Source organism: Cryobacterium algoritolerans (assembly GCF_004402785.1).
Classification (GTDB): Bacteria; Actinomycetota; Actinomycetes; order Actinomycetales; family Microbacteriaceae; genus Cryobacterium; species Cryobacterium algoritolerans.
Genome location: NZ_SOFP01000010.1, coordinates 84,391 through 102,624 on the forward strand (window position 1 = coordinate 84,391; position 18,234 = coordinate 102,624).

At 70.8% G+C, this 18,234-nt stretch carries 14 protein-coding genes and 1 pseudogene; 4 read left to right on the plus strand and 11 right to left on the minus strand.

Annotated features, from left to right (window positions below; all coding sequences use genetic code 11):
- Both E3O19_RS02155 and yczE read right to left on the minus strand, forming a co-directional pair.
- Positions 1–759, minus strand: coding sequence for a LamB/YcsF family protein (locus tag E3O19_RS02155; protein WP_134565041.1), 759 nt, complete (start codon positions 757–759; stop codon positions 1–3).
- Between the two features lie 154 nt (positions 760–913).
- Complete coding sequence (gene yczE / locus E3O19_RS02160; protein ID WP_134564976.1) at positions 914–1,588, minus strand: membrane protein YczE; 675 nt, start codon at positions 1,586–1,588, stop codon at positions 914–916.
- A gap of 63 nt (positions 1,589–1,651) precedes the next feature.
- Here yczE and yczR point away from each other — a divergent pair, with 63 nt between their 5' ends.
- Positions 1,652–3,112 carry a MocR-like transcription factor YczR gene (yczR, locus tag E3O19_RS02165; RefSeq protein WP_134564977.1) on the plus strand — a complete coding sequence of 487 codons (1,461 nt, stop codon included), beginning with the start codon at positions 1,652–1,654 and terminating at the stop codon, positions 3,110–3,112.
- A 41-nt stretch (positions 3,113–3,153) separates the two neighbouring features.
- On the opposite strand, the gene E3O19_RS02170 is transcribed toward yczR, so the two are convergent.
- A complete protein-coding gene (locus E3O19_RS02170) occupies positions 3,154–3,357 on the minus strand; it encodes a dodecin family protein (RefSeq protein ID WP_134564978.1) in 204 nt (67 codons plus the stop codon).
- 148 nt (positions 3,358–3,505) lie between these two features.
- Here E3O19_RS02170 and E3O19_RS02175 point away from each other — a divergent pair, with 148 nt between their 5' ends.
- A complete protein-coding gene (locus E3O19_RS02175; protein ID WP_134564979.1) occupies positions 3,506–6,859 on the plus strand; it encodes an efflux RND transporter permease subunit in 3,354 nt (1,117 codons plus the stop codon).
- 193 nt (positions 6,860–7,052) lie between these two features.
- On the opposite strand, the gene E3O19_RS02180 is transcribed toward E3O19_RS02175, so the two are convergent.
- Positions 7,053–7,721: a DUF4232 domain-containing protein gene (locus E3O19_RS02180; RefSeq protein ID WP_134564980.1), complete on the minus strand. Its 669-nt coding sequence runs from the start codon at positions 7,719–7,721 to the stop codon at positions 7,053–7,055.
- 178 nt (positions 7,722–7,899) lie between these two features.
- On the opposite strand from E3O19_RS02180, the gene E3O19_RS02185 reads away from it, so the two are divergent.
- Positions 7,900–9,261 carry a protein kinase domain-containing protein gene (locus E3O19_RS02185; protein WP_134564981.1) on the plus strand — a complete coding sequence of 454 codons (1,362 nt, stop codon included), beginning with the start codon at positions 7,900–7,902 and terminating at the stop codon, positions 9,259–9,261.
- Between the two features lie 104 nt (positions 9,262–9,365).
- Positions 9,366–9,875: pseudogene (locus tag E3O19_RS02190) on the plus strand (Dps family protein); the annotation flags it as partial.
- Positions 9,876–10,367: 492 nt separating this feature from the next.
- On the opposite strand, the gene E3O19_RS02195 reads toward E3O19_RS02190, so the two are convergent.
- From E3O19_RS02195 to E3O19_RS02230, 7 genes are all read right to left on the minus strand, one after another.
- Positions 10,368–10,901, minus strand: a complete 534-nt coding sequence (locus E3O19_RS02195; RefSeq protein WP_134564983.1) for a GNAT family N-acetyltransferase — start codon at positions 10,899–10,901, stop codon at positions 10,368–10,370.
- Between the two features lie 162 nt (positions 10,902–11,063).
- Entirely contained in the window at positions 11,064–11,750 is a 687-nt protein-coding gene (locus E3O19_RS02200; protein WP_134564984.1) for a HutD/Ves family protein, read from the minus strand.
- Positions 11,743–13,011, minus strand: a complete 1,269-nt coding sequence (gene hutI, locus E3O19_RS02205) for an imidazolonepropionase (RefSeq protein ID WP_198413837.1) — start codon at positions 13,009–13,011, stop codon at positions 11,743–11,745. The genes E3O19_RS02200 and hutI overlap by 8 nt, the downstream gene beginning before the upstream one ends.
- Positions 13,008–14,564, minus strand: coding sequence for a formimidoylglutamate deiminase (locus E3O19_RS02210; RefSeq protein ID WP_241981140.1), 1,557 nt, complete (start codon positions 14,562–14,564; stop codon positions 13,008–13,010). The genes hutI and E3O19_RS02210 overlap by 4 nt, the downstream gene beginning before the upstream one ends.
- Complete coding sequence (locus E3O19_RS02220; protein WP_338145061.1) at positions 14,561–15,775, minus strand: allantoate amidohydrolase; 1,215 nt, start codon at positions 15,773–15,775, stop codon at positions 14,561–14,563. Before E3O19_RS02220 ends, E3O19_RS02210 begins: the two co-directional genes overlap by 4 nt.
- 31 nt (positions 15,776–15,806) lie before the next feature.
- On the minus strand, positions 15,807–17,465 hold the full coding sequence (hutU, locus tag E3O19_RS02225) for a urocanate hydratase (protein ID WP_134564986.1): 1,659 nt from the start codon (positions 17,463–17,465) through the stop codon (positions 15,807–15,809).
- Positions 17,466–17,533: 68 nt separating this feature from the next.
- Positions 17,534–18,217, minus strand: a complete 684-nt coding sequence (locus tag E3O19_RS02230) for an IclR family transcriptional regulator (RefSeq protein ID WP_134564987.1) — start codon at positions 18,215–18,217, stop codon at positions 17,534–17,536.
- Positions 18,218–18,234: the final 17 nt, after the last annotated feature.

Here is an 18,234-nt window from a genome sequence, read left to right on the forward strand (position 1 = left end):
CTAGACGAAGCTTCGGATTAGGATGCCGGCATCCTGCAGCGCCGCGCGTACCGTGGCGGTCAGCGTGACCGCACCGGGGGTGTCGCCGTGCAGGCAAATGCTCTCGACAGGCACGTCGAGGAGCGTGCCGTCGACCGCCCGCACCTGACGTTCGGCGGCCAGCCGGAGCGCCTGTTCGGTGACTCTGGCCGGATCAAGGATCACGGCGCCGGGCAGGCTGCGGGAGGTCAGGGACCCATCGGGATTGTAGGAGCGATCGGCGAACGCCTCCACGACAGTGCGCAGCCCGGCAGCGTCGGCGAGCCGCTGGATCTCCGAGTTCGGCAGCACCATCACCGGCAGGCCAGGGTCGACCGACACGACCGCGTCCACCACGGCCTGTGCCTGCACCGTGTGGTGCGCGATTGCGTTGTAGAGCGCACCGTGCGGTTTCACGTAGCTGACGCGCGTACCCGCGACCGCGGCCAGGGCCTGAAGCGCGCCGATCTGATAGATGACCTCGTCGGTGAGGTGGCCGGGGGCCATGTCGATGAAGCGGCGGCCAAAACCGGCGAGGTCGCGGTAGCCCGGATGCGCGCCCACCGTGACCCCGGCCACGGCTGCCGCGGCGCAAGTGGCTCTGATCGTGCTCGGATCCCCGGCGTGGAACGCGCAGGCGACATTTACGCTGGACACCGACGAGATGATGGCGGCGTCGTCGCCGAAGCTCCAGTTGCCGAAGGATTCTCCGACGTCACTGTTCAGATCGATACTGTTCAGATCGATACTGTTCAGATCAATACCGGTCAGATCAATGGTGGACATCGTCATCCCCTCCGTCCCGTACGGGAAGTTTTGACTAAGGATGTCCTACTTCCATAGATTGTTCAACAACCTTCATACACCTCCCAGCATCGAGCCGCCAGCGCGCTGCTCAGTTGGCGGGGCTGTCGATCGAGGGAACGGAGGGGACGGCGGAGCCCTCAAGCGCCTCTTCGAGGCCGGGGTGCGCGGGCGCGGCCTGCGGCTCGGCGGGGCGCTTGATCGCGAAGAACGGGATCGTCCAGTTGCAGAGCGGACCGACGAGCACCGCGAAGAGCACCGTGCCCACGCCGACGTTGCCGCCGAGCAGCCAGCCGACGCCGAGCACGACGACCTCGATGCCGGTGCGAACCACCCAGATCCGCCAGCCGGTGCGCTTGTGCAGGCCGGTCATCAGTCCGTCGCGCGGGCCGGGGCCGAAGTGCGCGCCGATGTAGAGTCCGGTCGCGACCGCCAGCACGAGCAGCCCGGTCGCGAAGAAGATGACGCGCAGCCAGAGGTCCTGGCCGGCCGGGACCAGCCAGAGGCCGACGTCCGCGGATGGTCCGACCAGCAGGGCGTTCAGCACCGTGCCGATGCCGGGCTTCTGCCGGATCGGGAACCACAGCAGGAGCACGACGCCGCTCATCAACACCGTGATCAGGCCGAAGCCCAGGTGGGTGCGGCTGTCGATGCCCTGGGTGAGCACGTCCCACGGGGCGACGCCGATCTCGCCGCGCACGATCAGGGCGATCCCCAGACCATAGAGAAAGAGGCCAATGAGCAGTTGGGAAAGGCGACGGGTCATACTCGACAATCCAATTGCACTATTGGCCTGTTATCAAGTAGCCAATCTCTCTATAGTGGCCTCATGGTCGAGAACCAGATGAGCGCGCGGGCCCTTGAGGCCAGGCTCGGGGAGTGGCGCGGCGGCGGAAGCGCCTACCGGGCGCTGTCCGACCGCATCCGGCTGCTCACCCTCGACGGCCGCATCCCCACCGACAGCCGCCTGCCCGCCGAGCGTGACCTGAGCGCACGGCTCGGGGTGAGCCGCACGACCGTCACCGCAGCCTATCGCCGGCTCCGCGACACGGGTTTCCTGGTCAGCGTGCGCGGCTCAGGGAGCGTGGCCCGGCTGCCCGGGATGCCGGCGGCGCACACCGTGCCGGCCACCAGCGGCATCCTTGATTTCAGCAAGGCCACCATGCCGGCGCTCGCCGGCCTCGCGGATGTCGCCCGCGCCGCCGTGGGTGACCTGCCCGGCCACCTCGGCGGCTCCGGCTTCGACCCGGTGGGAGTTCCGGAGCTGCGCGCCGCGATCGCCGACCGGTACCGGGCCCGCGGGCTGCCCACCGACCCTGAGCAGATCATGGTCACGATCGGGGCCCAGCACGCGATCGCGCTGCTCGCCCGGGTGCTGGTCGGCCGGGGTGACCGGGTGCTGATCGAGATGCCTACCTACCCGCATGCCTACGAGGCACTGACCGCAGCCGGCGCCCGGCTCGTGCCGGTCACCGTGTCGGCCGCCGTGCCCGGCGAGGAAGCCGAAACCGCCGGCTGGGACGAGACCGCGCTCCTGCAGACCCTCCGGCGCAGCAACCCCGTCCTCGGCTACCTGATGCCCGACTTTCACAACCCGACCGGTCGCACCATGCCGGTTGGCCAGCGGGAGCGAGTACTTGCCGCGGCGGCCCGCCAGGGCACGGTGCTCGTCGTCGACGAGACGATCGCCGAACTCGCCATCGACCGGACAGGCGAGTTCCTGCCGTTCCCCGCCTACGCCGAGTCGGGGCAGCCGGGCGACGTCGTCGCCATCGGCTCGGTCGGCAAGACCGTCTGGGGCGGCCTGCGGGTCGGCTGGATTCGCGCCGAACGGCCGCTGATCCGCCGGCTTGTTGCCGCCCGCGCGGCGAACGACCTCGGCACTCCCATCCTCGAGCAACTGATCGTGGTTCGGCTCCTGGCCGAGATGCCCGCGATCCTCGCGGGGCGCCGCACCGAACTCCGGTTCGGCCGCGACCACCTGGAGCGGTTGCTCGCCGCACGGTTCCCCGACTGGCAGGTGCCGCATGTCGACGGCGGCATCACAGCGTGGGTCAACCTCGGGTTGCCGGTGAGCTCCCAGCTCGCGCTCGCCGCGCGCAACCACGGCCTGCTCGTTCCGGCCGGGCCGCGGTTCGGGCTCGATGGGGCGTTTGAACGGTTCCTACGGATTCCGTTTTGTTACAGCACCGACGAGATGGACCTCGCCGTTGACGCCCTCGGCCTGGCCTGGGATTCGCTACCCCGGCATCCGGTGCAAGATATCGGGTACCTCGCCGACGTCGTCTGAGGCCGCGGGCGTCCGGCGCCTGCGGCCTTCAGAGCGCCGCCTCAGTCCTCGAGCACGAAGGTCACCTCGATCACGACCTCCCAGGACGTGATCGCGCCGTCCGACACCTCCACCTTCTGCTCTTTAACCCAGGCGCCGGAGACACCGCGCAGGGTCCTGCTCGCACGGGCGATGCCGGAGGCGATCGCGGCGTCGAACGACGTGTCTGACCGGATGCTCAGGGTGGTTACGCGTGCTACGGACATGGCTTCTCCTCGATGGATGTTGTGGGTGAACCTCTGGGTGTCTGGTGGAGCTCGTGCCGCCGAGGATAGGCGCGGCCCGCCGTCGCCGACACCCCCGGGAAGCGGTTCGGCACGGATTCTGCACTCCGTGCAATGAGAGAATGAGCGGGTGCATTTCCTCGCCGTCCTGAGCATGAAGAACCGGGCCCTGATCGCGCTCATCACCATCGTCGCCGCCATTTTCGGCAGCCTCGCCCTGACCAGCCTGAAACAGGAGCTGATCCCCTCGCTCCAGCTGCCCCAGCTGCTGGTGTCGACGAGCTATCCCGGTGCCTCGCCCGAGGTCGTCAACGACGACGTGTCGACCCCGATCGAGACCGCGATCCAGGGCATCGCCGGGCTCGAATCCACCTCGACGACGAGCAGCACGAACTCCTCGTTGGTGAGCTCCACCTTCACCTACGGCACCGACCTGGTCAAGGCGGAGTCGCGCATCAGCCAGGCGATCAACCGGATCAAGTCCCGGCTTCCCGATAACCTCGACCCGCAGGTGATCAGCGGCAGCATCGACGATTTCCCGGTGATCTCCCTTGCCGTCTCCGGCGGCGACCAGGCCACCCTGGCCGACGACCTGGGGCGCAGCGTGCTCGGCGACATCCGCGACGTCGCCGGCGTACGCGAGGCGGCCCTGGTCGGTGACGTCGGTCGCCGGGTGACGATCACGCCGGATGCCGCAGCCTTGGCCGTGCGCGGGCTCTCCGCGCAGGCCATCCGTGACGCCCTCCAGCAGAACGGGTCGCTGATCCCGGCCGGCGCGCTCAGCCAGGCCGGCACGACGCTGTCCGTGCAGGCGGGCACGAAGCTGGCCTCGGCGGAGGATATCGCGGCACTGCCGCTCCTGTCCCGGGTGCCGGGTGCCGGGCCGGCCCGGATCGGCGACGTGGCGACGGTCGCGCTCTCCCCGAACCCGGTGACCAGCATCTCGAGGGTTGATGGCAAGCCGGCGCTCACGATCGCGGTCACCAAGGTGCCGGCCGCCAACACCGTTGACGTGTCGAAGGCCGTTCGCGCGATCCTGCCGAAGCTGGAGGGTGCCGTCGCCGGAACCACCTTCACGGTGGTCTTCGACCAGGCGCCCTTCATCCAGGAGTCGATCGACTCGCTCACCCAGGAGGGCTTCCTCGGCCTCATCTTCGCGGTGCTCGTGATCCTGGTATTCCTGCTCTCGGTGCGGGCGACCCTGGTCACCGCGATCTCGATCCCGACGTCGGTGCTGATCACGTTCATCGGGCTGCAGGGCGTGGGCTATTCGCTCAACATCCTCACCCTCGGCGCGCTCACGATCGCGATCGGCCGGGTCGTTGACGACTCGATCGTCGTGATCGAGAACATCAAGCGCAACCTGGTCGCCGGGACCGACCGTGCAGACACCATCGTGCGGGCGGTGCGGGAGGTGGCCGGGGCGATCACCGCCTCGACCATCACGACGGTCACGGTGTTCCTGCCGATCGCGTTCGTCGGTGGATCGACCGGGGAGCTGTTCCGCCCGTTCGCGCTCACCGTCACGATCGCGCTGCTCGCGTCGCTGTTGGTGTCGCTGACCATCGTGCCGGTGCTCGCGTACTGGTTCCTCCGGCCTGCGGGGGTGCGGCCCGCGAAGGTCGTGTCGGGGATCTCGACGAGCTCGATCACCGAGGGAGGGATCTCGACAAGCTCGGTCGCCGTGTCGGGGATCTCGACGAGCTCGATCACCGAGGGAGGGATCTCGACAAGCTCGGTCGCCGAGGCAGGCTCGATCGCCGAGGGCGAGTCGAGCAGTGAGGAGCGGGCGCGCAGGCGGCACGCGGCCGCCGAAACCTCTGCAGCCGTGATCACGGAGCACCCCAGCCGCCTGCAGCAGGGCTACCTCCCGGTCATCCGTTGGACCCTCACCCACGCCGTGGCGACGATGCTGCTCGCGGTGCTGGTGCTCGGCGGCACAGCCTGGATCGTGCCGTTCATGAAGATCAACTTCCTCGGCTCGACCGGGCAGACCACCTTCCGGGTCACCCAGACGCTGCCGGTGGGCACCAGCCTTGCCGCGCAGGACGCGGCATCCACCGCCGTGGAAAGGGCCCTGCGCGGCACCGACGGCGTTCAGATCGTGCAGGTTTCAATCGGCGGCGGCAGCGCGCTGGCCGCCTTCAGCGGCGGAGCACCCTCGACGAGCGCGGTGGCCTACTCGATCACCACCGACGGCACTGTCAAACCGGACGCCGTGCAGGATTCCGTGCGCGGCACACTCGCGGCGCTGAAAGACAGCGGTGAATTCTCGGTGACGAGCGGCGGCGGGTTCGGCGGGTCATCCGACATCGCCGTCGACATCACCGCGGCCACGAGCGCGGACCTGCAGAAGGCGACCGACACGATCCTCTCTGCGGTCAGGAAGCTCGACGCCATCAAGGAGAGCGCGAGCAACCTCGCGGCATCCCGGCCCTACCTGGCGATCACGGTGAACCGGGATGCCGCGGCGCAGTCCGGCCTCAGCGAGCTCGCCCTCGGCACGCTCGTGTCCCACGCGATGCAGCCAAGCGTCGCCGGGTCGATCGTGATCAACGAGACGACCCTGTCGGTCTACCTGCAATCGGCGGCCGGGCCGGCCACCACCGCGGAGCTCGCGGCCCTGCAGATTCCCACGTCGGCCGGGCCGGTGGACCTCGACACCCTGGCCACAGTGGAGCAGGTCGACGGGCCGTCCACCCTCACGACCACGAAGGGGCTGCGCACGGCCACGGTGTCGGCCACCCCCAACAGCAACGACCTGGGCACGGCGAACACGCAGATGGCCGCCGCGCTCGCCGACGCCACCCTGCCGGTCGGGGCGACGGCGACCCTCGGCGGGGTCACCGCTGACCAGACCGAGGCGTTCCAGCAGCTCGGCATCGCGCTGCTGGTGGCGATCCTGATCGTCTATATCGTGATGGTGGCCACGTTCCGGTCGCTGCTCCAGCCGCTGCTCCTGCTCGTCTCGGTGCCGTTCGCGGCAACCGGCGCGATCGCCCTGCAGGTGGTCACGGGTATCCCGCTCGGGGTGCCGTCGCTGATCGGGGTGCTGATGCTGATCGGCATTGTGGTGACCAACGCGATTGTGCTGATCGACCTGGTCAACCAGTACCGGCGCCGGGGCCTGTCGGTGCGCGAGGCGCTGGTCAGCGGGGCATCCCGGAGGCTTCGCCCGATCCTGATGACGGCGCTCGCCACGATCTTCGCTCTGCTGCCGATGGCCACCGGGCTCACCGGCAAGGGCGGGTTCATCTCCCAGCCGCTCGCCCTCGTGGTGATCGGCGGGCTCGTCTCCTCGACCCTGCTCACCCTCGTCGTGTTGCCGGTGCTGTACTTCCTCGTCGAAGGCGGCCGGGAGCGTCGGGCGGAGCGCCGGGAGCTGCGGGCAGTCTCGGGCGCGGACGCGGGCTCCGCGAACTCCGCGAGCTCCGCGGGCTCCGCGGCCGCCGTGGCCGCCGTGGCCGCGCCCGGACGTGGCTAACTCCTGCAATTCTTGGAAATTCGAGCTGAAACGGCTGGAATCGGGAATTCCGGCGAGGATTGCAGGAGTTAGCCACGGTGTGCTCGCTCGGCTGGTTGAGGCGGGGATCTCGACAAGTTCGATCACCGGACAAGTTCGATCACCGGGGGCGACCTCAGTGACCAGGAGGGCGACGCATCAGGAACGGTCCGCGCTAGAAGACGACCCGGCCCGGCGCCAGCGGGCCGGAGCGCACGATGGCGGTGCTGGTGTCGTCGCAGCCGTCGATCTGGTTCGGCGTGGCCACCCGGCGCGGGTCGGCCCAGCCCGGTAGCGTGACGGCGAGTTCGGTGACCGGCACGATCGTGCAGGCGTAGGCGCCAGCCTGGCCGAGGTGCAGCAGGCTGAAAGCGGATGCCCCCGGTGCCAGCGGTACGACGGCAACGGGGAAGAAGCGGCCGGGTTCCTCGCCGGACACGGCGCCGATCGTTGCACCTGAGTTTGCGCTGACCAGCGAGAGGGCCGGGTAGCCCTCGATAGTGCATTCGACCGAGCTGTCGTTGGTCAGTTGCAGGTCCCAGAAGAAGTTGCCGGCGCCGCTGTCGGACGGCCGGGACTGCAGCGACAACGCGATCTGGTTGGGTCCGCACGCGCCTGCCCCGGCCGAGGCGTTCGGGGCGGTGGAGGCGGTGGAGGCGGTGGGCGAGGTCATCGCCGTAGCCGTAGCCGTCGGTGTCGGCGTTGGCGTGGCCGTCGGCGTCGGGGAGCCACCGGGCGACAGTGGGGCGGCGCATCCCGCCAGGAGCGAGATTCCGGCGGCCAGGCAGGCCAAGCAGGCCAAGCCGACCCTGCGCTTCCGCCCCCGAACTTCTCTGCTGGTCATGACGCCAGTGTCACACCTTCGGGCGAATTGCGCGCCCCGGACACGCTGCGAATGGGCGTCCGCGCGGCCCGGCGGCCGGGCACCGCATCCCGAGCGTTTCGCGTGCGCTGAACGGCGGTCGAAACGGTGGGAACAGCGGCTTCGCGCTGTCCTATAATCATTTTCGACAGGAGGCAGAATGACCGCGAAACCAGCCGGTCTCCTCGGTGAGCGCTACCGATTGAAGGAGCTTATCGGCAGTGGAGGCATGGCCTCCGTGTACCGTGCCGCCGACGAGCGGCTGGGCCGCGAGGTGGCGATCAAGGTCTTCCACACGAGCGCAATCGATCAGGGTGACATCGCCAGGCAACAGGCCGAAACGAACGTGCTCGCGAGCCTCAACCACCACAGCCTGGTCACCCTGCTGGACGTGGGCGTCCACCGGGCATCCTCGGACCGACGTCAGATCTACCTCGTGATGGAACTCGTCGACGGGGTCGACCTGCGGGAGCGCCTCCTGCAGGGCGCGATCTCGGCCCGTCACATCGCCCAGATCGGTTACGACCTGGCCGAGGGGCTCGAGTACATTCACGGTCGCGGCGTCGTGCACCGCGACATCAAGCCGGCCAACATCCTGCTCGCCCAATACAGCACCCAGTTGCGGACCAGGGCCAAGCTGACCGACTTCGGCATCGCCCTCTACCCGTCGAGCGAACGGCTGACCGACGACGGCATGACGTCGGGCACCGCCGCCTACCTCAGCCCGGAGCAGGCGAAAGGTGAGGACGTCGGGCCGCCCAGCGACGTCTACTCCCTTGGCCTCGTGCTGCTCGAATGCTTCACCCGCGAGGTCGAATTCCAAGGCCAACCCGTACCGGCCGCCCTGGCGAGGCTGCTGCGCGACCCGGTCATCCCGGAGTCCCTCGCGCCCCCGTGGCGGGACCTGCTCGTGTCCATGCTGATGCGGGAGCCCGAGCTGCGGCCGCCGGTCGGCGAGGTGGTGCTCGCGATCCGCCAGACCGTGATCGCCGAGACGGGTAGACACCGGGCAGACGAAACCCGGCCTTTCTCCACCGACGAGGTGGCCAGGATGAGCGAGGTTCACCGCCTCGATATCCTCGATACCCCCGCGGACGGTGCGTTCGACCGGATCGCGGCGCTCGCCGCCCGCATCTTCGGGGTGCCGATCGCCATAGTCAGCATCGTCGACCACGACCGGATCTGGTTCAAATCGCATCACGGGCTAGACCTCGAACAGATTCCCCGCGATCCGGGGCTGTGCGCATCCGCGATCATGAGCGACGTCCCGTGGGTGGTCGAGGATGCCCGTACCGACCCGCGCGCCCTCGCCAACCCGCTCGTGGCGGGCGAATTCGGTTTGCAGTTCTACGCGGGCGTTCCGCTGACGACCCGCGACGGACATAACCTGGGCACGCTGTGCGTGCTCGACTTCGAACCCCGCACGGTGACCCCGGACGAGATCACGACCCTGGAAGACCTCGCATCCGTGGTGATGAACGAGCTCGAACTACGCCTGGAAAGCCGCCGCGCCGCTCCCTGAACCCCGGCTCAGTAACCCGCTTGGGTGGCCTGCTACAGTGCTGTCTGAATCCAAGCCGGGGTGCACCGGCCGACAAGCGGCCGAGACGTGTTTCCTTTGCGTGAGAGAGAGGCAACACCATGAAGGCATCGGCAGAACTTGGCGCCAACCTGCAGTCCGTCCTCGTCGACCTGATCGAGTTACACGTGCAGGGCAAGCAGGCGCACTGGAGCGTCGTGGGCAAGAACTTCCGCGACCTTCACCTGCAGCTCGACGAGATCGTCGACGACGCCCGGCTGTTCTCCGACGAACTCGCCGAGCGCATGCGCGCCCTCGATGCCCTGCCTGACGGCCGCAGCGAGACGGTCACCACGACCACCCACCTGCCCAAGTTCCCGGCCGGAGAGGTGGACACCACGGAGACCGTCGGCCTGGTCACCGACCGCCTCGACGCAGCGGTCGAGAACATCCGTGCCGTGCACGACGCGGTCGACGCGGCAGACCCGACGAGTGCAGACATCCTGCACGGCTTCATCGAGAAGCTGGAGCAGTACGCCTGGATGGTCAGCGCCGAGAACCGCACCCCGCGCAAGCCAACGGCCAAGGCCCCGACCCGGCCGGTCGGCACGGCCTGAGGAGCCGCCGCTCCAGTGCAACGCGCCGGCGGGCCCCGGCGCAGTTACCACGAAACCAGGAGGCGGCGGCTCAGCGGGCGTGCTCCGGCGGGATTCGCCTTGCGTGATCAGGCGGCCGGGGCCCGGATCTGCGCCCGGGCCGGTGTGGCAGACACTTCCAGCTGAAACCAGTTCCCTGGAAAGTTCGCGCGCGGCGATCTCCTCCCGGGTCCAGAGGGACCGCGCATCCAACGGACTGGACGCGGTGTGGGCCTCGCTGAACCGGCGGGTCTGGTCGATCACCTCCGCCCGCACCGCGAAACACTGCCTGATCACCCGGCCGGCCACCCCGACCGCGTCAAAGAGCCCGAGCTGCTGTTGGGTGCTACCCACCAGGGAGGCCATAACCGAACACTACGACCACCCACCGACATTCCCCGACACCAACCAAACCCTCACGAGGGACTGTGGATAACCCGATCAAACCTAAAATGTGGCGGAGAAGTCAGCCGCTCAGTCGCGCCGAATTCGATAGCGCACATGGGCGCGGAGGGGGGAACCGAGGGCCACGCGCGGGTGCTCGAACTCGTCGACGAGGGTCATTCCCAGCCGGTCCATCACGGCTCGGGAGGGCACATTGATCACGGCGGTGATCGAGTTGACCTCCGAAAGAGCCAGCTCCCCGAGGGCGAACCCGAGCGTCGCGCGAGCGGCCTCGGTGGCGTAGCCCCGGCCCCAGAATTCCCCGGCCAGGCGCCAGCCGACCTCGACCCCACCGGCCCCGGGGATGCCGTCCGGCATCGGCGCCAGTCCGGTGAAGCCGAGGAATGCCCCAGAGGAGGCGTGCTCGAGCGCCCACAGCCCGTAACCGTATTCATCGAAGAGGGCGTCGGCGCGGGCGGCCAGCGCGTCGCCCTCCGCCCGGGTCAGCAGCCCGGGGAAGTAGCGCATCACGGCCGGGTCTGCGCCCATGGCGGAGAACGGTTCCCGATCGGCCTCGCGCCACCGGCGAAGCAGGAGCCGGTCGGTGCGGAGGGCGAGCGGCATCTGCCCAGACTACGGCCGATCGGGGGCGATTCGGGCGGGTCGGCTTCACAGTATCTCCCGCCTCCCGGTCGTCGGCCGGCGCTCTTCCCCGGCGTTCACACCCTCGCCCGCTTCGACGGCGGGGTCGGCGCCGGGCGTTGCCGCGATCCGCGCCGTCTCGACTCAGGCCACAGCGACCACCGCCGTCGCGATCCGCGCCACCGCGATCCGCCCGACGCCGTGCAGGGTGCCCTGCCTGCCGGCACCGAGGAACACGGCGTCGTGGCGGGCAAGCGAGCGGCCGGACCGGGCGCCTTCGGGAAAGCCCTCGGGAACGGCGCCAGGAGCCGCGGCGAAGACACCCTCGAGAACCACGGCCACGAGTTCCTCCGCGGCGGCGGTCGCCAGCACCGTGCTCCCGGCCACTTCTGCCGTGGCCAGGGACCCGGTCGACCTGCTCCGGCGCAGCATCAGGTTCAGGTCGAGGGTCGGCGTGGTCACACCGACCGACGCCACGGCCCGCTCGCCCGGAAAGGCCCGCACCTCGTGCCGCCCGACCGGTACGAGCGTGCCGTCGTCGATGAGCCGCAGTCCGCCGGCGGACAGCGGCATCAGCCACCGGTCGACGCCCGGATACAGGGAGAAGTCCCCGTCGTGCTCGACCACTGCGATGCTGACCCGCCAGGCGAACCCCGCATCCACCGCGCCCGGGCCGGCACTCCGGCCGACGCCGGCACCCCGCACGAACACCTCGGTGGTCGTGCCGCCGCCGTTCCGCCACGGGACCGGCACACGGTCAGCGGCGGGCAGCCAGGCCCAGCCGGCCTCAGGCGCCCGACCGGCCTCAGGCGCCCGACCGGCCTCAGGCATCCGACCGGGCCGAGTCTTCCAAACGGGCCGAGTCTTCAACCCGGCCTGAGTCGTCCAGCCCGCCGGGCCGGCTCCGCACACCCCGCCGCCAGACGGCGGCGGTGAGCGGTACCCCCGGCCGGTAGGCGAGATGGGCGACGGATGGCGCGTCGAGTACATGCAGGTCGGCCCACCCTCCCACCCGCAGCGACCCGATCGCGTCGGCGCCGTGCTCACGTCCGACCGCCGCCGCGGCGCCGCGGGTCGCCGCCCAGACGGCCTCCTCGATGGTCAGCCCCATCTGCAGCACGGCCGTCGCCACGCAGAACGGCATCGACGTCGTGTAGGAGGTGCCCGGGTTGCAGTTGGTGGCCAGGGCGATCCGGGCCCCCGCGTTGAGCAGTCGCCGGGCCGGCGGGAACGGCTCCCGGGTGGACAGGTCGCAGGCCGGCAGGAGCGTCGCCACGGTCGTCGACCCCGCGAGGGCCTCGATGTCCCGCTCCTCCAGGTGGTTGCAGTGGTCGACGCTCGCGGCGCCGAGCTCGACCGCGAGCCGCACCCCGCCGCTGAAGCCGAGCTGGTTGCCGTGCACGCGCACGCCGAGGCCGGCCGCCCGACCGGCGAGCAGCACCTCCCGGCTCTCCTCCACGTCGAATGCGCCGACCTCGCAGAATGCGTCAATGTAGTGGGCGTGCGGGGCCACCGCGGCGAGCATTGGCCCGATGACGAGGTCGAGGTAGTCGCGCCGGGCCATCCCCGCCGGCACGAGGTGGGCGCCGAGGAAGGTGACCACGTCGGCCACGGCCGCCGCGGCCCGGGCCGACCGGGTCTCGCTCGCCAGGTCGAGGCCGTAACCGGTCTTCGTTTCGAGGAACGTGGTGCCCTGGGCCTCGGCCTCCCGCCGCAGCCGGGCGGCCCCCGCGATGAGCTGCACCTCGGTCGCGGACCGGGTCGCGGCCACAGTGGTGTTGATGCCGCCGGCCGCGTAGCGCTGCCCGGCCATCCTGGCCTCGAACTCGGCGGCCCGGTCGCCCGCGAAGATGAGGTGGGTGTGCGTGTCGACCCAGCCGGGCAGCACGGCGCGACCGCCGACATCCGTCTGGGTGTCGGCGGCGGGGGCCTTGGCGGCCGGGCCGAGCCAGGCGATCCGGCCATGTTCGATCAGGAGCGCCGCATCGCCCAGGCGTCCCGGACCGGCCGCGGGTCCCGCAGCCCCGGCACCGTCCGTTTCGCCGGCCTGGGTCGTCAGCTCGCGGATGCCCGTGATCAGTTCCGTCGTCATGGCCGGCCTCCTGGTGCGGGTGCGGGTGTGGGTGTGGGTGTGGGTGCCGGTGCGGGCGCCGGTGCGGGTGCGGGCGCGAGCGCTTCGAGGGCCGCGCGCAGCAGTTCCTCCGGGCGGTGGCCGGCCGTGCCGTCCGGCGCGACGAGCCGACCGGAGTCGGCGACGACCCTGCCGTGCACGATCACCCGGCGCACGTCGGCGGACGTCGCGGTGAGGTGCAACTGGGCCGGCGCGGAGCCGAGCGTGCGCACGCTGTCCGTCGCGATCTCCACGAGGTCGCACAGCTCGCCCGGGCGCAGCCGGTGGGAACCGAGGCCCAGGGAGAAGTATCCGTTGTCGGTCGCGGCGGCGAGCAGCTCGGCCGGCGTGAACCGGCCGCGCTTCCCGGAGGCGAGCCGTTCGCCCGCCTCGAGCCCGCGCATCTCGAGGAACGGATCGACGACCGCGTTCTGGTCGGAGCCGAGCGCGATGCGCGCGCCGGCGCGGTGCAGGCGCAGCGCCGGACCGATTCCGTCGCCGAGGTCCGCCTCGGTGGTCGGACACATCACGACCGTCACGTCGGACGCGCCGAGGAGCGCCACGTCGGCGTCGGTCAGGTGGGTCGCGTGCACGACGCTCAGCCGCCGGCTCAACCCGCCCAGGCTCGCGAGCAGGCCGGTCGGGGTCGTGCCGTAGGCGGCGAGGCAGTCGGCGTTCTCCTGCGGCTGCTCCGACAGGTGGATGTGCACGGGCACGGTCGGCGGCAGGCCGGCCAGCGCCTCCCGCAGCGCCTCACGCGGCACCGCCCGCACGGAGTGCAGCGCGGCGCCCAGCCCGACCTTGACCTCGGGGTCGTCGGCGACCGTCGTGCGGAGCGTCCGCCAGCGCTCGAGCCAGGCGGTCGCCGAGCCGTCACCGAAGGCACGTTGTTCCGGCGCGAGGGGCTCCCGGATGCCGCCGCTCAGGTAGAGGGTGTCGAGGAGCACCAGACGGATGCCCACCGCGCGCGCCGCCCGGTCAAGAGCGAGTTCCATGGCGTGCCGGTTCGGGTAGGCAGTGCCGTCGCTCCGGTGGTGAAGATAGTGGAACTCGCCGACCGCGGTGTAGCCGCTGGCGAGCATCTCGGCGAAGACCGCCCGGGCAAGCTCGAAGTAGAGCTCGGGGTCGAGCAGGCCCGCGACCCGGTACATCGCCTCGCGCCACTGCCAGAAATCGCCGCCGTCGGCGTGGGTGCGGCCGCGCAGCGCCCGGTGGAACGCGTGCGAGTGGGCGTTGGCCATCCCGGGCAGCACGGTGCCGAGCCGAACGTCGCCCGGGAGCGGTTCAGGCTGCTGGGTGACCCGGGCGATGCGCCCGTCCGCGCCGACCTGGAGGCGCACGCCGGGAGTGGGCGCCCCGTCGATCAGCAGGGTCTCGCACCAGTAGGCGCAGGGCGGTCGAGCCTGTCGAGGCCTTGCGGGCGGGATTTCGACAGGATCGATCACCGGGGCGGGCTCGATCACCGGCGCGGGCTCGATCACCGGCGCGGGCTCGATCACCGGCGCGGGCTCGATCACCGGCGCTGGCTCGGTCACAGCAGCGACCTTAGCAGCGTCTCCAGCGCGTCGATCCCGGCCACGCAGTCGCCGGCCTCGGCGAATTCCTCCGGGGAGTGCGAGACCCCGGTGGGGTTGCGCACGAAGAGCATGGCGCTCGGCACGCTCGCGGCGAGCACGCCGGCGTCGTGGCCTGCCCCGGTGCGCAGGAACGGGACCCCGCCGAGTTCCCGGCCGAAACGTTCGCGGAGATCCTGGTCGAAGGTCACTCTGCCGGTCCAGGATTCCTCGGTGACGGCCACGGAGCATCCGCTCAGGCCCACCGCCTCCTCGACCTGGGCCGTGATCGCGGCGACGAGCGCCCGGGTCTGCACGTCGGTGTCGCACCGGGCGTCGAGCCAGGCGTGCACCGCGGAGGCGATCACGTTGGTGCCGCCGGGGACGACCTCGAGGCGACCGACGGTCGCCCGGGCGCCCGGGATCGCCGACGCGGCCTCGTGCACGGCGATGACGGCGCGGGCGGCGGCGACCATCGGGTCGCGGCGTCGGGGCATCAGGGTCGCGCCGGCGTGATTGCCCTGGCCGGTCACGGTGAGGCGCCAGCGGCCGTGGGCGAGGATGGACGAGGCCACGGCGACGGGCCGGCCGAGGTCGATCAGGCCGCGGCCCTGTTCAACGTGCAGTTCGATGAAGAGACCGATCCGGCCGAGCGCCTCCCGGTCGGCGCCGAGGCGCTGCGGGTCGACGCCCGCGCGGACGGCGGCCTCGGCGAGCGTGATGCCGTCCTGGTCGACCAGCGCCCTGGCCCGGGCGGCGTCGAGGTGTCCGGTCATCAGCCGGGAGCCGAGGCAGGCGATCCCGAACCGGGAGCCCTCTTCCTCGGCGAAGACGAGCACGGCAACCGGCCGCGACGGGGTGAAACCGGATGCCTGCAGCCGCCCGATCGCCTCGAGCGCGGAGACGACCCCGAGGGGGCCGTCGTAGGCGCCGCCGCCGGGAACCGAGTCCAGGTGGCTGCCGGTCACGACCGCGCCGGGCCCCGGCTCGCCCCACCAGGCCCAGAGGTTGCCGTTCCGGTCGGTCTCGACCGCGAGGCCGAGGCGTTCGGCGCGTTCGGTGAACCAGGTCCGGAGCTCGAGGTCGGCGCCCTGCCAGAGGTGGCGGGAGTACCCGCCATGCCGGGCATCCCGGCCGGTGCCCGCGATCTCATCGAGGCCGGCGAGCACCCCGTGCGCGAGCAGGGCGGTCACGGCCGCACCGCGCTCACGCCGCGCCAAGAGTTCACTCGGACTCCCACATCGGCACCCGCAGGCCGCGCTCGCGGGCCACGTCTTCGGCGCGCTCATAGCCGGCGTCGACGTGCCGCATCACGCCGGTGCCCGGGTCGTTGGTGAGCACGCGCTCGATCTTCTCCGCGGCGAGCGGGGTGCCGTCGGCGACGATGACCTGGCCGGCGTGGATGCTGCGGCCGATCCCGACGCCGCCGCCGTGGTGGATCGACACCCAGGTGGCGCCCGACGCGGTGTTCAGCAGGGCGTTCAGCAGCGGCCAGTCGGCGATCGCGTCCGAGCCGTCCTTCATCCCCTCCGTCTCCCGGTAGGGCGAGGCGACCGAGCCGGAGTCGAGGTGGTCGCGGCCGATCACGATCGGCGCGGAGAGCTCGCCGGAGGCCACCATCTCGTTGAACCTGAGGCCGGCCAGGTGGCGTTCCTTGTAGCCCAGCCAACAGATCCGGGCCGGCAGACCCTCGAAGTGCACCAGCTCCTGCGCCTTGGTGATCCACCGGCTCAGGTGCTCGTCCTCCGGGAACAGCTCGAGGATGGCCTTGTCGGTGGCCGCGATGTCCGCGGGGTCGCCGGAGAGGGCGACCCAGCGGAACGGTCCCTTGCCCTCGGCGAAGAGCGGGCGGATGTAGGCGGGCACGAAGCCGGGGAACTCGAACGCCCGCTCGCAGCCGCCCAGCTGGGCCTCGGCGCGGATCGAGTTGCCGTAGTCGAAGACCTCGGCGCCGGCGTCCTGGAACAGGGCCATCGCCGTGACCTGCTTGTTCATTGCGGCGCGGGAGCGCTCGGTGAACTCCTCCGGCTTCGCGGCGGCGTAGGCCTGCCATTCGGCCACGGTGACGCCCTCGGGCAGGTAGGCGAGCGGGTCGTGCGCGCTGGTCTGGTCGGTGACGATGTCGATCGGCACCTTGCGGGCGAGCAACTCGGCGAACACGGTCGCGGCGTTGCCGACGAGGCCCACCGAGAGAGGCCGTTTCTCAGCCTTCGCCGCGAGCACACGGGCGACGGCGTCGTCGAGATCGGTCGTGAGCTCGTCGAGGTAGCCGTGGTCGACCCGGCGCTGCAGCCGGGTCTCGTCGACGTCGACGATCAGCACGACGCCGTCGTTCATGGTGACGGCGAGCGGCTGAGCGCCGCCCATGCCGCCGGCCCCGCCGGTGAGGGTGAGCGTGCCGGCCAGGGTGCCGCCGAACCGCTTGGCGGCGACCGCGGCGAAGGTCTCATAGGTACCCTGCAGGATGCCCTGGGTGCCGATGTAGATCCACGATCCGGCGGTCATCTGGCCGTACATCGTGAGGCCCAGGGCCTCGAGGCGGCGGAACTCCGGCCAGGTGGCCCAGTCGCCGACGAGGTTCGAGTTGGCGATGAGCACGCGCGGCGCCCACTCGTTGGTGCGGAACACGCCGACCGGCTTGCCGGACTGGACCAGCAGGGTTTCGTCCTTCTCCAGGGTCGTCAGCGTGCGCACGATCGCGTCGTAGGCCTCCCAGTTGCGGGCGGCCTTTCCCGTGCCGCCGTAGACGACGAGGTTCTCGGGGTGCTCGGCGACCTCGGGGTCGAGGTTGTTCATGAGCATCCGGAGCGGGCCTTCGGTCTGCCAGCTCTTGGCTGTCAGGGTCGTTCCGCGGGCGGCGCGAATGGGGCGGGATTCGGACATGTTTGGTTCCTCTGGCTCGTGGCGGTTCCGGATGGGCGAAGGTCGGGGTGTTCGGCGGTTTGAGCAGGTCAGTCGGGGTTGACGTGGTCCGCCGGGGCGTGCGTGGTCTTGCCCAGCCCTGCCGACACCGTGTCGGCGGCGCGCGCGAGCAGGGGACCGTACCGGGCGAGGTCGGCCGGGGTGACCCGGTAGCTCGGGACGACCAGGCTGAGGGCGGCCACGACCCGCAGCTCGGAGCGGATCGGGGCGGCGATGGCCGTGACATCCGTTTCGACCCCGCGTTCGACCACGACGTAGCCGGCCTCCGGGATCTGGTCGGTGAGCACCTGGCCGGCCGCTGACCGTTCGAGCGGCACCGTGCGGCCGACCCAATTGGCGTGGCGCACGGAGTGGGTGCCCTCGACAATGGCGATGTAGAGGCTCGAGCGGTCGTGGCCCTCCACGCTGAGGTAGGCCGACTCGCCGGTCTCGGCGACGAGGTCCTCCATGGCCGTCCTCGACAGGGTCACCAGGGATTCGCTGCTCAGCGACTGTGCCCCGAGCTGGATGATCCGGCCGCCCGGGCCGTAGGTGCCGTCCTCGCCGCGGCGCACGAAGCCGCGCGTCTCGAGGGTGCGCAGCAGGCGCAGGGCTGTACTGGGGGAGAGGTCGACGGCGCGCGAGCTCTCCGAGAGGGTCAGCCCGTCACCGTCGCAGATCACGGCGAGCAGATCGAGCGCGCGCTCCACGGTGCGGGTGGACGACTCGGCCATGCTGCTCCCTTGCCTTG

What these genes read in the sequence shown, in the direction of transcription:
- yczE (WP_134564976.1), bottom strand. Translation starts at nt 1,588, where the DNA reads ATGACCCGTCGCCTTTCCCAACTGCTCATTGGCCTCTTTCTCTATGGT.
- yczR (WP_134564977.1), top strand. Translation starts at nt 1,652, where the DNA reads ATGGTCGAGAACCAGATGAGCGCGCGGGCCCTTGAGGCCAGGCTCGGG.
- E3O19_RS02170 (WP_134564978.1), bottom strand. Translation starts at nt 3,357, where the DNA reads ATGTCCGTAGCACGCGTAACCACCCTGAGCATCCGGTCAGACACGTCG.
- E3O19_RS02180 (WP_134564980.1), bottom strand. Translation starts at nt 7,721, where the DNA reads ATGACCAGCAGAGAAGTTCGGGGGCGGAAGCGCAGGGTCGGCTTGGCC.
- E3O19_RS02185 (WP_134564981.1), top strand. Translation starts at nt 7,900, where the DNA reads ATGACCGCGAAACCAGCCGGTCTCCTCGGTGAGCGCTACCGATTGAAG.
- E3O19_RS02195 (WP_134564983.1), bottom strand. Translation starts at nt 10,901, where the DNA reads ATGCCGCTCGCCCTCCGCACCGACCGGCTCCTGCTTCGCCGGTGGCGC.
- E3O19_RS02200 (WP_134564984.1), bottom strand. Translation starts at nt 11,750, where the DNA reads ATGCCTGAGGCCGGTCGGGCGCCTGAGGCCGGTCGGGCGCCTGAGGCC.
- hutI (WP_198413837.1), bottom strand. Translation starts at nt 13,011, where the DNA reads ATGACGACGGAACTGATCACGGGCATCCGCGAGCTGACGACCCAGGCC.
- hutU (WP_134564986.1), bottom strand. Translation starts at nt 17,465, where the DNA reads ATGTCCGAATCCCGCCCCATTCGCGCCGCCCGCGGAACGACCCTGACA.
- E3O19_RS02230 (WP_134564987.1), bottom strand. Translation starts at nt 18,217, where the DNA reads ATGGCCGAGTCGTCCACCCGCACCGTGGAGCGCGCGCTCGATCTGCTC.